Annotated in this window: 13 protein-coding genes; 10 read left to right on the top strand and 3 right to left on the bottom strand. The window is 58.0% G+C overall.

Going from position 1 to position 13,301, the window contains the following annotated elements:
• The first annotated feature begins 19 nt into the window (after positions 1-19).
• The gene (trmD, locus tag QEZ52_RS03130) at positions 20-844 is read left to right on the top strand and encodes a tRNA (guanosine(37)-N1)-methyltransferase TrmD (protein ID WP_406647897.1); all 825 of its coding nucleotides are present in this window, start codon (positions 20-22) and stop codon (positions 842-844) included.
• Here trmD and QEZ52_RS03125 read toward each other — a convergent pair.
• Entirely contained in the window at positions 841-1,425 is a 585-nt protein-coding gene (locus tag QEZ52_RS03125) for an NAD(P)H-dependent oxidoreductase (protein ID WP_406647895.1), read from the bottom strand. The two genes, trmD and QEZ52_RS03125, sit on opposite strands and share 4 nt — an antisense overlap.
• Before the next feature lie 101 nt (positions 1,426-1,526).
• Here QEZ52_RS03125 and QEZ52_RS03120 point away from each other — a divergent pair, with 101 nt between their 5' ends.
• From QEZ52_RS03120 to QEZ52_RS03100, 5 genes are all read left to right on the top strand, one after another.
• Positions 1,527-2,123: a TetR/AcrR family transcriptional regulator gene (locus QEZ52_RS03120; RefSeq protein WP_406647893.1), complete on the top strand. Its 597-nt coding sequence runs from the start codon at positions 1,527-1,529 to the stop codon at positions 2,121-2,123.
• Between the two features lie 223 nt (positions 2,124-2,346).
• The gene (gene rplS, locus QEZ52_RS03115) at positions 2,347-2,721 is read left to right on the top strand and encodes a 50S ribosomal protein L19 (RefSeq protein WP_406647891.1); all 375 of its coding nucleotides are present in this window, start codon (positions 2,347-2,349) and stop codon (positions 2,719-2,721) included.
• An 11-nt stretch (positions 2,722-2,732) separates the two neighbouring features.
• Complete coding sequence (gene rpmE / locus QEZ52_RS03110) at positions 2,733-2,954, top strand: 50S ribosomal protein L31 (protein WP_406647890.1); 222 nt, start codon at positions 2,733-2,735, stop codon at positions 2,952-2,954.
• Between the two features lie 110 nt (positions 2,955-3,064).
• Entirely contained in the window at positions 3,065-5,083 is a 2,019-nt protein-coding gene (locus QEZ52_RS03105; RefSeq protein WP_406647889.1) for a DEAD/DEAH box helicase, read from the top strand.
• 137 nt (positions 5,084-5,220) lie between these two features.
• Positions 5,221-6,030, top strand: a complete 810-nt coding sequence (locus tag QEZ52_RS03100) for a division plane positioning ATPase MipZ (RefSeq protein ID WP_406647887.1) — start codon at positions 5,221-5,223, stop codon at positions 6,028-6,030.
• A 16-nt stretch (positions 6,031-6,046) separates the two neighbouring features.
• Here QEZ52_RS03100 and QEZ52_RS03095 read toward each other — a convergent pair whose 3' ends face one another.
• Together QEZ52_RS03095 and QEZ52_RS03090 are read right to left on the bottom strand one after the other, a co-directional pair.
• Positions 6,047-7,285, bottom strand: coding sequence for an adenylate/guanylate cyclase domain-containing protein (locus QEZ52_RS03095; protein WP_406647886.1), 1,239 nt, complete (start codon positions 7,283-7,285; stop codon positions 6,047-6,049).
• Positions 7,286-7,357: 72 nt separating this feature from the next.
• A complete protein-coding gene (locus QEZ52_RS03090) occupies positions 7,358-7,795 on the bottom strand; it encodes a MarR family winged helix-turn-helix transcriptional regulator (protein WP_406647884.1) in 438 nt (145 codons plus the stop codon).
• 75 nt (positions 7,796-7,870) lie between these two features.
• Between QEZ52_RS03090 and hmgA the strand changes: the two genes are divergently transcribed.
• The 4 genes from hmgA (at position 7,871) to QEZ52_RS03070 (ending at position 13,298) form a co-directional block, all read left to right on the top strand.
• On the top strand, positions 7,871-9,226 hold the full coding sequence (gene hmgA, locus QEZ52_RS03085) for a homogentisate 1,2-dioxygenase (protein ID WP_406647883.1): 1,356 nt from the start codon (positions 7,871-7,873) through the stop codon (positions 9,224-9,226).
• Positions 9,227-9,316: 90 nt separating this feature from the next.
• A complete protein-coding gene (gene fahA / locus QEZ52_RS03080; RefSeq protein WP_406647882.1) occupies positions 9,317-10,576 on the top strand; it encodes a fumarylacetoacetase in 1,260 nt (419 codons plus the stop codon).
• A gap of 11 nt (positions 10,577-10,587) precedes the next feature.
• The gene (locus tag QEZ52_RS03075) at positions 10,588-11,538 is read left to right on the top strand and encodes an MBL fold metallo-hydrolase (protein WP_406647881.1); all 951 of its coding nucleotides are present in this window, start codon (positions 10,588-10,590) and stop codon (positions 11,536-11,538) included.
• A 149-nt stretch (positions 11,539-11,687) separates the two neighbouring features.
• Positions 11,688-13,298 carry an FAD-dependent oxidoreductase gene (locus QEZ52_RS03070; protein ID WP_406647880.1) on the top strand — a complete coding sequence of 537 codons (1,611 nt, stop codon included), beginning with the start codon at positions 11,688-11,690 and terminating at the stop codon, positions 13,296-13,298.
• Positions 13,299-13,301 lie beyond the last annotated feature (3 nt).

Here is a 13,301-nt window from a genome sequence, read left to right as displayed (position 1 = left end):
CACGCGATAAGAGGCGAATATGTCCGACGATACGCCCCATACTCCCGCACACGCCCCCGCCAAATCCCATGGCCGCAAGGCAATCCGCCCCACGTTTCAACCGCGTGAGCTGATGACGCCGACGCCGGATCTGGTGGGCGTGTGGAAGGCCAAGATCATCACACTGTTCCCAACCGCCTTTCCCGGCGTGCTGGGAGAAAGCCTGACAGGCAAAGCGCTGCAACAGGGGTTGTGGCAGTTGGAGACCGTGGATCTGAGGGAATTCGGCGTGGGCAAGCATCGCAATGTCGATGACACCCCTGCCGGTGGTGGTGCGGGCATGGTTCTGCGTCCAGATGTTTTGGGCGATGCCATCGAGCACACGATGGCAGGTGTGCAGGGCCAATGGCCCATCATATACCTGTCACCGCGCGGCCGCCCGATGGATCAAAAGATGATGCAGGGCCTGGCGCGCTGTGACGGCGTGACGCTGTTGTGTGGCCGGTTCGAAGGGGTCGATGAACGGGTGCTGGAACATTATGGCATTCAGGAAGTTTCCTTGGGCGATTTTGTGATGACCGGCGGTGAAATCGCCGCACAGGCGCTGATCGACGCCACCGTGCGACTGATTCCGGGCGTATTGGGCAACCAGGCTTCGACCGAAGAGGAAAGCTTTTCCTCCGGTTTGCTGGAACATCCGCAATACACCCGTCCCGCAGAGTGGAAGGGACGCCCGATCCCCGATGTGCTGATGTCCGGGCACCACGGCAAGGTCGCTGAATGGCGTCACGAGATGAGCGAAAAGATCACCCGGGAAAGGCGCCCAGACTTGTGGGATGTCCATAGCAGGAAGAAGCCCGACTAGGCCGCCCGGGTTCCCATTACGCTGACTTTCTGCATCCAGGCGTCAACGTCTTTGTCTTTTGGATGGCTGGCCTGTGCAAAATGCATCACCTTGACTGGTTTGAAGCCGACAAACCCAAGGATTTGTCTTTTCAGCTGCCAATACAGCGGACGGTTCAACAAGAACCGAAAATACCACCACGGGCTGTCCGAGGTCAGGATGACATGGGCGCTGCGCCCCGATAACAGCGGTTTCGGCAACCCTGTGCCCCTGGGATCAAACGTCCGCCCGGGCAAAAACGTCCTGTCGATCAACCCTTTGAGTTTCGCTGGCAGCCCACCCCACCACATGGGGCTGGTCATGACGAAATGCTCGCACCACTCCAGAGAGTCCAGAAACGATTCAAGATCCGGTTCGAGCGGTTTTTGGTTTTTATACCCCCCAAACCCATAGTCGGGATCAAAATCCAGATCATGGAGCGCCACGATTCTGGCGTCATGTCCATTTTGTTTGGCCGCATCAAAATAGGTGCGCGCCAACTGATGGGAAATCGAAGAGCGAGCTGGGTGCCCATCCAGAATCAGAATGCGTTTTCGTGTCATCACGTTCTCCATAATTGACCACGGTCATTTTAAATACCATAAATTGACCGTGGTCAATTATATTTTTTGACCCCGGTCACATTTTGTGTAAAAACCCTCGCATGCCCGAAGCACTCCAATCCCGCACGCTCAAAACCCGCGCCCGTTTGGTTGCGGCAGCCGAAGAGGTGATTTCCGAAACCGGCTATGGCGCACTGCGTGTCGAAGAGGTCGTGCGCCGCGCAGGTGTGGCCAAAGGAACATTCTTTGCCCATTTCCCCGACAAAGACGCGCTGATGGATCGTCTGATCGGGGCGCGGGTCGACGTAATTCTGGATGATCTGGCGGGACAGGACGCTCCGGGATCCCTCCAAAACCTGATTTCGGCGCTAACCCCTCTGATGCGGTTTATGGCGCATGAACGATATGTTTTTGATGTAATATTGCGCCATTCAGGGGCTGCCCAAAAGGATGACATCGGCCCTATCGCCATGACATTTGGCCGCTTTATCGAGATCCTCACACCGTGGCTGTGCGGTTCGGTCTTTCGAACAGATGCGTCGCCTGAAATCCTCGCCGAAGGTGTTCAGGCCTTTCTGATCAACACCATCGCCTTGCACTTTTGTGCGCTGCACAATGACAGACCAGCGTCCGCGCATTTGGAACGCTATCTTTCGCTGTGGCTGATGCCGCAATCGCCCCTTGATCTAAACGGCTGACCTGCCTATACACCGCCTGTCCGGGACTCGTCTGAGTCGTCTGGGCCTGTTCCGCTTTGACATACGCCCGGTTTTCTTCGACCGGTTGGTCAACGTGAACAGCAATGGAAAGCAACGACGGCTAATCTCTGGCGGGCGCGACACGCGGACCCGATGAAGGCTCAGAGCTCTTGGACGGCGAAAACCTTTGCGGAACAACCGCAAGCAGTTAGGAGATGATCAGATGAACCTGATCGCAGAACTGGAGGCGGAACAGATTGCCGCCCTGGGGCATAACATCCCCGATTTCAAAGCTGGCGATACCATTCGCGTCGGCTTTAAGGTGACCGAAGGCTCGCGCTCGCGTGTGCAGAACTATGAAGGTGTCTGCATCAGCCGTAAAAACGGCAGCGGCATTGCCGGTTCGTTCACCGTTCGCAAGATTTCCTTTGGCGAAGGCGTAGAACGTGTGTTCCCGCTGCATTCGACCAATATCGACAGCATCACCGTCGTTCGTCGCGGTCGTGTTCGTCGTGCCAAGCTGTACTATCTGCGTGCACGTCGTGGTAAATCCGCACGTATCGCCGAAGACGCACACTACAAGCCCAAGAAAGCCTGAGGAGCGGTATCATGAAAAAAGACACCCATCCCGAATATCACGTCATCAACGTCAAGATGACCGACGGCACCATGCTGGAAATGCGCTCCACCTGGGGCAAAGAAGGCGACACCATGGCGCTGGACATCGACCCATCCGTGCACCCCGCATGGACCGGTGGCGGTGCGCGCCTGATGGACACCGGTGGCCGTGTGTCCAAGTTCAAGAAAAAATACGAAGGCCTGGGCTTCTAAGCTTCCCAAGCCGGACCAAAACACCAAAGGCTGCCTTGGTTCGAGGCAGCCTTTTTTGATTTCTCTTCTCCCTCCTCTGCGTGGCCTTGCCACGAGAAAGCCGCTCCGTCGTGAAACAAGCCCTTGCCGATGCGCTGCAACAGCGTGGTTATGAAACCCTGACTCCGGTGCAGACCGCCGTGACCGACCCAGATCTGACCGAACGCGATCTGTTGGTGTCGGCACAGACCGGATCGGGCAAGACAGTCGGGTTTGGCCTGGCATTGGCACCGACGTTGCTGGAAGGTGAAAAATTCGAAGCTGCGGACGCGCCGCTGGCCTTGATCATCGCGCCAACGCGGGAACTGGCCTTGCAGGTCAAACGCGAATTGTCCTGGCTCTTTGCCAATGCGGGCGCAACGCTCGCATCCTGCGTCGGCGGCATGGACATGCGCGACGAACGCCGGGCGCTGGCGCGTGGGGCGCATATCGTCGTCGCCACGCCGGGCCGTTTGCGTGACCACATCATGCGCGGCACCATCGACCTGAGCCAGGTGCGCGGTGTCGTTCTGGACGAAGCTGACGAAATGCTGGACCTGGGGTTCCGCGAAGATCTTGAGTTCATTCTGGGCGAAGCCCCGGAAACCCGCCGGACCCTGATGTTTTCTGCCACCGTGCCCAAAGGTATCGCGGCGCTGGCGCAGAGCTATCAGAAGGACGCGCAGCGTGTCACCACAGTGGCCGAAAAGGAACAGCACGCCGACATCGAATACCGGCTGATGCATGTCGGCCATCAGGACGCTGAAAACGCAATCATCAATGTACTGCGGTACTACGAAGCGCCCAACGCCATCGTTTTTGCCAACACCCGCGCCATGGTGAACCGGCTGACTACCCGACTGTCCAACCGCGGATTCTCGGTCGTTGCGCTGTCCGGTGAATTGAGCCAGACGGAACGGACCCATGCATTGCAGGCCATGCGTGATGGCCGTGCTCGTGTCTGTGTGGCCACAGATGTCGCGGCGCGTGGCATCGATTTGCCGGGGCTGGATCTGGTGATCCACGCCGAGCTACCCAACAACCATGAAACCTTGTTGCACCGGTCCGGCCGGACAGGACGCGCCGGGCGCAAGGGTGTCAGCGCGCTGATCGCCCCCCCCAAGATGCGCTCGAAGGCGACGCGTCTGTTGCGGTGGGCCAAGTTGGACGCGCAATTCGGCGAAGCACCATCTGCGGATGATGTCCGTGCCCGCGATCAAGAGCGTATGTTGCAAGACGCCACCTGGCACGACGCCGTGACCGACGCCGAAACGCCGGTTGTTCAGAGCCTGTTGGATCAGTTTACGCCCCAACAGATCGCCGCCGCCTATTTGCGCCTGTATCACGCCCAACGCTCGGCCCCCGAAGAGCTGAGCGCAGCGGATTCCCGCCCGGAGCGTTCGGACAACAGGGCCGCATTTGGTCCCAGCGTCTGGTTTTCGATTGCGGGTGGACGCGACGCCGGAGCCGAACCGCGTCGGTATCTGCCCATGCTGTGCAAGGCCGGCAACACCGATCGCGATGTGTTTGGTGCCATCCGGGTGCAGGACACCGAAACCTTTGTAGAAATCAAGGAAACCGCAGTCGCGGCATTCCTGGAAGCCATTGGCGACAAGGGTGAAATAGAACCAGGAGCAGTCCTGAAGCGTCTGGACAAGGCCCCTGACCTGGGACAGGGCGGTCGCGCCAAATTCGGCAACAAGCCCAAACCCCGCGGTGACAAACCCAAGGCATACGGTGACAAACCCAAATCGTATGGCGACAAGCCCAAGGCATACGGCGACAAGCCCAAACCCTATGGTGGCAAACCCAAACCCCATGGCGCGAAAGAACACCGCAAGGGCGAAGGTTGGTCGGAGAAACCCGATTACAATTCGGACAAGCCACGCTCTGCTGCCAAGAAAAGCGCGCCAAAGCCACGGACAGAGCAACCCGTCGAAGAGCCCAAGATGACCGTTACCCAGTTGAAACGGCCAACGCTCAAGGGGCCACAGCCGCCAAAAGGCAAGCCAAGCAGCAAAAAGAACAAAGCACGCAAGACCAGCGGGGGCGCACCCAAAGGCGGTGATGCCCGCCCAAAACGGCCCCCATCCAAGCCGCGCAAAAGTTAAAAAACAATCATGCATGGCCCGACATCCATTGGGCCGTGCGTCTTTCGTCATCCAAACGCTTTTCTTGAAGCGCGACACAACATATAGTCGCGTCAACTAAATCGTGCGGGTTTCGCATTGGCAGGGGAACGCAGGCAATGGCGCATATCATAGTCGTCGGCAACGAAAAGGGCGGCGCAGGGAAATCGACGGTGTCCATGCATGTCGCAACCACATTGGTTCGTCTGGGACACAAGGTCAGCGCGCTGGATCTGGACCTGCGTCAAAGGTCGCTGGGCCGCTATCTGGAGAACCGGCAGGACTTTGCCAACAAGGCGGGATTGAACCTGCCGATGGTGGAATGCCACGATCTGCCCGAAATCGACGCGTCCATTTTGCAACCCGGCGAAAACATCTATGACCATCGACTGTCCGCTGCGGTGGCCGCGTTGGAGCCAGACAATGATTTTATCCTGATTGATTGCCCCGGATCACACACGCGGCTTAGCCAGGTGGCGCATTCGCTGGCCGACACCCTGATCACACCGCTCAACGACAGCTTTGTTGATTTCGATTTGTTGGCGCATACCGATCAAATGGGCGAAAAGATCGTCGGACCATCGGTCTATTCGGAAATGGTGTGGAATGCCCGCCAGCTGCGGGCCCAGGCCGGGCTGAAGCCAATCGACTGGATCGTCGTGCGCAACCGTGTCGGCACCCAACGTATGGTCAACAAGGAAAAGATGGAACGCGCCATCACCATGCTGTCCAAACGCATCGGGTTCCGGGTCGCGCCCGGATTTTCCGAACGGGTGATCTTCCGCGAATTGTTCCCCCGCGGATTGACCCTGCTGGATCTCAAGGACATCGGGGTCAAGCAGCTGAACATTTCGAACATCGCTGCGCGTCAGGAATTGCGGGACATGATGAAAGCCCTGAACCTGCCCGGCGTCGAAATCGAGATCTGAGCCGCCGCCGGGGGTGTCACCCTTCGAAGATGGTGAACAATTCGATCGGCGCAGCGACGCCACGCAGCATATATCGCCCCAATGACACCAGATCATGGGAGGCAGGTTGCGCGGCGCGATGCACGTATTCTGAAATAATAATGCTTTGCCCAACGGACCGGTGCATCCCCGAAATCCGCGAGGTCAAGTTCACAGTCGGCCCGATGACGGTGAAATCCAGGCGGTTTTCGGCACCAATATTGCCATAGAGAATCTCGCCAGCGTGCAACGCGAGGGTAAAGCCGGTGGTGGTCAACCCCTGGGCCTCGCGCGTCCGGTTCAGGTCACGGATTTTCACCTGAAGTTCGGATGCCGCATTCAACGCGGCAGTGGCATCCTCTTCGATGCTGCCCAGATCAAACATGGTCAACATGCCGTCGCCCATGAATTTGAGAATATTGCCGCCGTGGTTCTGGATTGTTGCAACCGCCAAGGCGAAATAATCGTTCAACATCTCGATCAGCTCGGTGCCCGGAATGCTCTCGGCAAGGCTGGTAAAATCCTTGAGGTCAAAATAGCAGATCACCGCATCAATCCGCTGCGAAGAGCCGCGCTGGATTTCGCCAGAGAGCACCCGTTTTCCCGCGTCCCGCCCCAGATAGACCCGTAACAGGTCGGCAGCCATCTGCCGATTTGACGATGACTTTAACGCCAGCCCCAAATACGGAAGGCTCCCGCGGATGATGTTCAGGTCGTCATCCTCAAACCCGCCCAACCGGTCAGTTGTCCAGGAAATCAAAACCCCTTCGGGCGCATGATTGGGGTCGATTTCACGATCGTCCGGCTTTTCAAACCACAATCCGGTGGCGAAATACTCTGTTGCGCCCTGACCGCGCAGATCCTCGAGCAGCGGAAAAACACTGAAATCCTCGTTCACATCCAACCCAGCCCGAAACTCATCAAGGCCATTTGTCAGAATTTGATAAAATGGGCTGCGCACCCATTCGTCACGGGGGGAGTCGCGGTGTTCGTAATGTTCATGCGACAGGCCATCCGCCCTGGTCCAACTAAACCCAAGGCCGCCGAATTTCGGATGAAACGCACGTTGTGCCAGATGCAGGCGCCACAGGGGCACCCCCATATCCTCGAGACGCTGGCAGTATCCCTGCAGCATCTCTTGTTGGCCCGCACCTTGAAGCCCCTGTTGCATGAGCCAGGAGATCAGCGGCATTGCCCGGCCGGCCGATTCCAATGTCAGTGTTGGTTCAGCAACCATCCTCGGCCCCTTTGCGCATGTTACGTTTGATATGGGTCTGGATTCGGAAATTTCGAGAGCCAGAGCAACAGTTTATTCCATCCCCGCGAGGCGTCTCAACATCATCCGCAGCAGGGCAACTTCGCCTTTGGTAAACTGGGCTGCCAGTTTCACATCATAGTCTTCGGCCACAGCCCGCAGATCGCGATAGGCGGTTTCTCCGGCCGAAGTCAGCGCCAAATGTTCGGACCGGCGGTCATATTCATCCCTGGTCCGTGATACGAATCGCTTTTGCGTCAGCTTGTGGACAGCTCTTGAGATCTTGGTTTTATGGATTTTTGCCCGATCACCAATTTCTTTGGCCGTCATCTGACCATAGATTCCCAGATGAAACAGGACCCGCCATTCGGTGCGCAACATCCCATAGCGATCCTTGTAAACCTGTTGAAAGGCAAGCGAACTTTCTTCGGCTGCCTGGTTCAGTAAAAACGGCAGAAATTCACGCAAGGCAAAGTCATCTTTTTGGGTCATTGTGATCTCCTTCCCCTTGTTAGTTACAAAATCAACTATTACCGAAGCAAGCAGTAAGTAAAAGGAACGCGCGAAATGAAACCTCAAATTGCCCCGCATCGGATGGTACAGGCCCCATCACTTGCCGGTCCGAATGAAGGATACATGCCCGGGTTCGGCAATGATTTCGAAACCGAGGCTCTGCCCGGCGCCCTGCCCCAGGGTATGAACAGCCCACAAAAATGCGACTATGGTTTGTATGGCGAACAGTTGAGCGGCACCGCTTTTACCGCTGACCCACCAGAACGGACCTGGTGCTATCGCATCCGCCCATCGGTCAAACATTCACATCGATACACCAAGATCGACCTGCCCCTGTGGACATCCGCGCCCTGCGTCGATCCGGATGTCATCAGCCTGGGCCAGTATCGCTGGGATCCGGTTGCCCATTCCGACGGTGGCCAAACCTGGCTGACCGGTATGCGCACCATGACCACCGCAGGGGACGTGAACACCCAGGTCGGCATGGCCAGCCATGTATATCTGGTCACCGAGTCGATGGTGGACGATTACTTTTTCTCCGCTGATTCCGAACTGCTGGTCGTCCCACAGGAAGGCCGCCTGCGCTTTGCGACCGAGCTGGGGATCATTGATTTGGAGCCACAGGAAATTGCCATCATTCCGCGTGGTCTCGTGTATCGCGTCGAAGTTCTGGACGGCCCCTGTCGTGGGTTTGTCTGTGAAAACTACGGTCAGAAATTCGAACTGCCAGGTCGCGGGCCGATCGGGGCCAACTGCATGGCCAATCCGCGTGATTTCAAAGCCCCGGTGGCGGCGTTTGAAGACCGGGAGGTCCCATCGACTGTCACCGTCAAGTGGTGTGGCCAGTTCCATCGCACGGATATTGGTCAGTCGCCTTTGGATGTGGTGGCCTGGCACGGCAACTATGCACCCGTGAAATATGACCTCAAAACGTACTGCCCTGTGGGTGCGATCCTGTTCGACCACCCGGATCCATCGATCTTTACCGTGTTGACGGCGCCATCGGGTGTACCGGGCACGGCAAATATCGATTTTGTTCTGTTCCGGGACCGCTGGATGGTGGCGGAAAACACCTTCCGCCCGCCGTGGTACCACAAGAACATCATGTCCGAACTGATGGGCAACATCTACGGCCAGTATGACGCCAAACCACAGGGCTTTGTTCCTGGTGGCATGAGCCTGCACAACATGATGCTCCCACATGGACCTGACAAGAATGCGTTCGAGGGCGCGTCGAATTCGAACCTGGGGCCGGAAAAGCTGGAAAACACCATGTCGTTCATGTTCGAAACCCGCTTCCCGCAACATCTCACCGCATTTGCAGCCAATGACGCACCGCTGCAAGATGACTATATCGATTGCTGGGCCGACATCGAAAAGAAATTCGATGGTACACCCGGATTGAAATAAGGCCAACGGTGCGTGCAAGCACGCACCCTACGGCGCATCGACACAATGTAGGGTGTGTGCTTGCACGCACCTCCCGACAAAGGAAAACCAATGCCCTTGATGACAAGCTGGGTGACATCGGCAAATGATGCCAACCACCCGTTCCCGCTGAACAACCTGCCGTATGGCGTGTTTTCAACCGATAGCGACGATGCCCGTTGCGGGGTCGCCATCGGTGACATGATCCTGGACATGCAGGCCGCTGAAGACGCCGGGTTGATCACGCTTGCAGATTATGCCCTGTTCGAACTGCCCATCTGGAACGACCTGATGGACGAAGGGCCTGCCGTTTGGGCCGCCCTGCGTGATCGCCTGATTGCTCTGCTCTCCGATGGGGCCGCCGAACGCGACAAGGTCGAACCGTTGCTGGTTCCAATGGCCGATGTCACGCTGCACATGCCTTTTGGTGTCAGCGAATACACCGACTTTTATGCCGGCAAGCAGCACGCCCAGAACATGGGGGCCATCCTGCGCGGCTCTCCGGATCTGCCCGCCAACTGGCTGCATATTCCGATCGGTTACAATGGCCGCGCCTCGTCGGTTGTGGTTTCGGGCACCCCGATCCACCGCCCCAATGGCCAGACCAAGGCACCGGACGCAGATATGCCGTCCTTTGGCCCCTCCAAGCGGCTCGACATCGAGCTGGAAATGGGCGCGATTGTCGGCACCGGTTCAGAATTTGGCCAGCCCGTGACGGTGGATCAGGCCGATGCCATGATCTTTGGTTATGTGTTGCTGAACGACTGGTCAGCACGCGACATTCAGGGCTGGGAGTACCAGCCGCTCGGCCCGTTTCAGGGCAAGGCGTTTGGCACCTCGATCAGCCCATGGATCGTGACCGCCGCCGCGCTGGAGAGCTTCCGCGCGCCCACCCCGCCGCGGGACAAGGAATTGCTGCCCTATCTGAACGGCAGCAAAGACGGCCTGTATGACATCGAGCTCGAAGTTTTGATGCAGCCAAACGGCGCTGACAGCGCGTCGGTTATCTCAAAAACCAACTACAACCGCATGTATTACTCGGCGGCCGAACAGCTGTGCCACCATGCCATTGGCGGCTGCGAGATGAACGCCGGCGACCTGCTGGGATCGGGCACGATTTCTGGCCCTGTGCGCGAGGAATACGGCTCTCTTATGGAGCTCAGCTGGGCCGGGCGCGAACCCTTCACGCTCGACACCGGGGAAACCCGCGGCTTTATCGAAGACGGAGACACGCTGACCCTGCGCGGCAATGCCCGCGGCGATGGGTTCACTATTGGATTTGGCGATTGCGTGGGCACCATCCTGCCCGCCGTGACATGGCCCGCAGAATAAGGATCTGACAAATGGCAAAAGCATTCGCGTCCCAAGGGGACATGACAGAAAAGAAAATCACCTTCGACGAAATCGGTGACGGCCTCTATGCGTTCACGGCCGAAGGCGACCCAAATTCGGGCGTAATCATCGGTGACAACAGCGTCATGATCGTCGAAGCCCAGGCCACACCGCGTTTGGCCAACAAAGTCATCGAGTGCGTGCGTTCGGTTACCGACAAACCGATCAGCCATGTGGTCCTGACCCATTATCACGCTGTCCGCGTGTTGGGGGCCTCGGCGTTCGATGCGCAGCAGATCATCATGGGCGACTCCGCCCGTGCAATGGTTGTCGAACGCGGCCAGGAAGATTGGGACAGCGAATTCCAACGGTTTCCCCGCCTGTTCGAAGGTCACGAAAGCATCCCAGGCCTGACATGGCCGACCACGACCTTTTCCGAAGATATGACCGTCTATCTCGGCAACCGCCGTGTGGACCTGATGCATCTGGGTCGTGCCCATACAGCAGGTGACATCGTCATTCATGTGCCGGATCAGAACGTCATGTTCACCGGTGACATCGTCGAAGACCATTCCGCCTGTTATTGCGGTGATGGACATTTTGGCGACTGGGGCAGCACATTGGACAACATCGCGGCCTTTGACGTGGACGCGATTGCGCCCGGTCGCGGTGGTGCATTGATCGGCAAAGAGGCTGTGAACCGCGCCATCGAGAGCACCCGTGACTTTGTCGAAAGCACCTATCGCCCGGCCGCCAAAGTGGCCGCCCGCGGTGGATCGCTGAAAGAAGCCTGGGACGCGGTGCGCGCCGAATGCGACCCCAAGTTCGCCGATTATGCGATCTATGAACACTGTCTGCCATTCAACGTGGCGCGCGCCTATGACGAAGCACGCGGGATCGACACACCGCGGATCTGGACTGCCCAGCGCGATCTGGACATGTGGGCCGCCCTGCAAGGCTGACCCAAAACGGCCGCCCGGGGCACCTTGATCCAGATCGTGTTGCCCCGGTCCAATCGATGAGACCATGAAACCATCCTCCCGGCGCAGACCCGTGCCGGGACACAGAGAAGATGTGCCCATGGCACAGCCCGAATTCAGGAGGAGAACAGATGAACAAGATTTTCGAAGTTCCCCTGTATCCGTATGAACGCCATGCGGATCAGGATGCATCATCCCCAGCACGTCACAAGGTGATCGTCGTCGGCGCCGGCCCCATCGGCCTGGGCGCGGCAATTGATCTGGCCCAGCAGGGTGTCGAAGTGCTGGTGCTGGACGACAATGACAAGGTCAGCTTTGGCTCGCGCGCTGTGTGTTATGCCAAACGCCCGCTGGAAATCCTGGACCGTCTGGGTTGTGGCCAGCCGATGGTCGACAAGGGTGTGAAATGGAACATCGGCAAGGTCTTCTTTGATGACCGGCAGGTCTATGATTTCAACCTGCTGCCCGAAGAGGGCCACCAGCGTCCCGCCTTTATCAATCTGCAGCAATATTATTTCGAAGAATACATGGTAAACCGGGTCCGCGAATTGCAGGCCGAAGGGGCACCCATCGAAATTCGGGGCCGCAACAAGGTCGAAGCCATTGGCACCCATGATGATCACGTCAAGGTCGAAGTGGAAACCCCTGAAGGGTCCTATACCGTCGAAGCCGATTGGCTGATCGCCTGTGATGGGGCCGGATCCCCGATCCGCGCAATGATGGGCAAGGATTTTGTCGGCCGCGTGTTCGAGGACAACTTTCTGATCGCCGACGTGATCATGGAGGCCGAATTCCCAACCGAACGTTGGTTCTGGTTTGACCCGCCGTTCAACCGTGGTCAGTCCGCCCTGTTGCACAAGCAACCCGATGGGGTCTGGCGTATTGACCTTCAGTTGGGCTGGGACATTGACAAGGAGCGCGAAAAGCGGCCCGAAAACGTGATCCCGCGGCTCAAAGCGATGTTGGGCGAAGAGGTCGAGTTCGAACTGGAGTGGGTGTCGATTTATACCTTCCAGTGCCGCCGGATGGAGCAGTTCCGTCATGGTCGGGTGGTCTTTGCCGGCGATGCCGCGCATCAGGTCTCCCCCTTTGGTGCTCGCGGTGCAAATTCGGGCCTGCAGGACACCGACAACCTGTGTTGGAAACTGAAACTGGTGATGGACGGCAAGGCACCCGAAAGCCTGTTGGACAGCTATGATTACGAACGTGTGTACGGCGCGGACGAGAACATTCTGAATTCATCGCGGTCGACCGATTTCATTACGCCAAAATCCGATATGTCCCGCGTCCTGCGCGATGCGGTTCTGGATCTGAGCGAACAGTATGAATTCGCCCGCCCATTGGTGAATTCGGGCCGTTTGTCGGTGCCGTGCACCTATGACGGATCGCCATTGAATTCGGCCGATGCGTTGGATGGTCCGGCCCGCACCCGGCCAGGATCACCTTGCCCGGATGTCCCGTTGGGGGATGAGTTCCTGTTGCCGAAACTTGCTGACAAATTCACTCTGCTGACCATCGACGCCGATGCCCCCGATCTGATCGAAGAGGACGGCATCGAAGTCACCCGCCTGGCATTGTCGGTCAAGGACGACCCGACGTTGGCGCTCAAGGCACGGTACCTGGGGGACAATGACAGCGGTGTCTATCTGATCCGCCCGGACCAGCACGTCGCCGCCCGTCGACCCAGCTTTGATGAAAACCAGTTCCGGCACGCGATCCGCCGGGCAACAGGCAAGGAGTAACAC

This window comes from Aliisedimentitalea scapharcae (genome assembly GCF_045277565.1).
Lineage (GTDB): Bacteria > Pseudomonadota > Alphaproteobacteria > Rhodobacterales > Rhodobacteraceae > Aliisedimentitalea > Aliisedimentitalea scapharcae.
The sequence above is the reverse complement of the archived record's forward strand: the minus strand, read 5'-3'. Positions and strand labels throughout refer to the sequence as shown.

What these genes read in the sequence shown, in the direction of transcription:
- QEZ52_RS03100 (WP_406647887.1), top strand. Translation starts at nt 5,221, where the DNA reads ATGGCGCATATCATAGTCGTCGGCAACGAAAAGGGCGGCGCAGGGAAA.
- QEZ52_RS03125 (WP_406647895.1), bottom strand. Translation starts at nt 1,425, where the DNA reads ATGACACGAAAACGCATTCTGATTCTGGATGGGCACCCAGCTCGCTCT.
- QEZ52_RS03075 (WP_406647881.1), top strand. Translation starts at nt 10,588, where the DNA reads ATGGCAAAAGCATTCGCGTCCCAAGGGGACATGACAGAAAAGAAAATC.
- QEZ52_RS03120 (WP_406647893.1), top strand. Translation starts at nt 1,527, where the DNA reads ATGCCCGAAGCACTCCAATCCCGCACGCTCAAAACCCGCGCCCGTTTG.
- rplS (WP_406647891.1), top strand. Translation starts at nt 2,347, where the DNA reads ATGAACCTGATCGCAGAACTGGAGGCGGAACAGATTGCCGCCCTGGGG.
- fahA (WP_406647882.1), top strand. Translation starts at nt 9,317, where the DNA reads ATGCCCTTGATGACAAGCTGGGTGACATCGGCAAATGATGCCAACCAC.
- QEZ52_RS03070 (WP_406647880.1), top strand. Translation starts at nt 11,688, where the DNA reads ATGAACAAGATTTTCGAAGTTCCCCTGTATCCGTATGAACGCCATGCG.
- hmgA (WP_406647883.1), top strand. Translation starts at nt 7,871, where the DNA reads ATGAAACCTCAAATTGCCCCGCATCGGATGGTACAGGCCCCATCACTT.
- rpmE (WP_406647890.1), top strand. Translation starts at nt 2,733, where the DNA reads ATGAAAAAAGACACCCATCCCGAATATCACGTCATCAACGTCAAGATG.
- QEZ52_RS03090 (WP_406647884.1), bottom strand. Translation starts at nt 7,795, where the DNA reads ATGACCCAAAAAGATGACTTTGCCTTGCGTGAATTTCTGCCGTTTTTA.
- trmD (WP_406647897.1), top strand. Translation starts at nt 20, where the DNA reads ATGTCCGACGATACGCCCCATACTCCCGCACACGCCCCCGCCAAATCC.
- QEZ52_RS03095 (WP_406647886.1), bottom strand. Translation starts at nt 7,285, where the DNA reads ATGGTTGCTGAACCAACACTGACATTGGAATCGGCCGGCCGGGCAATG.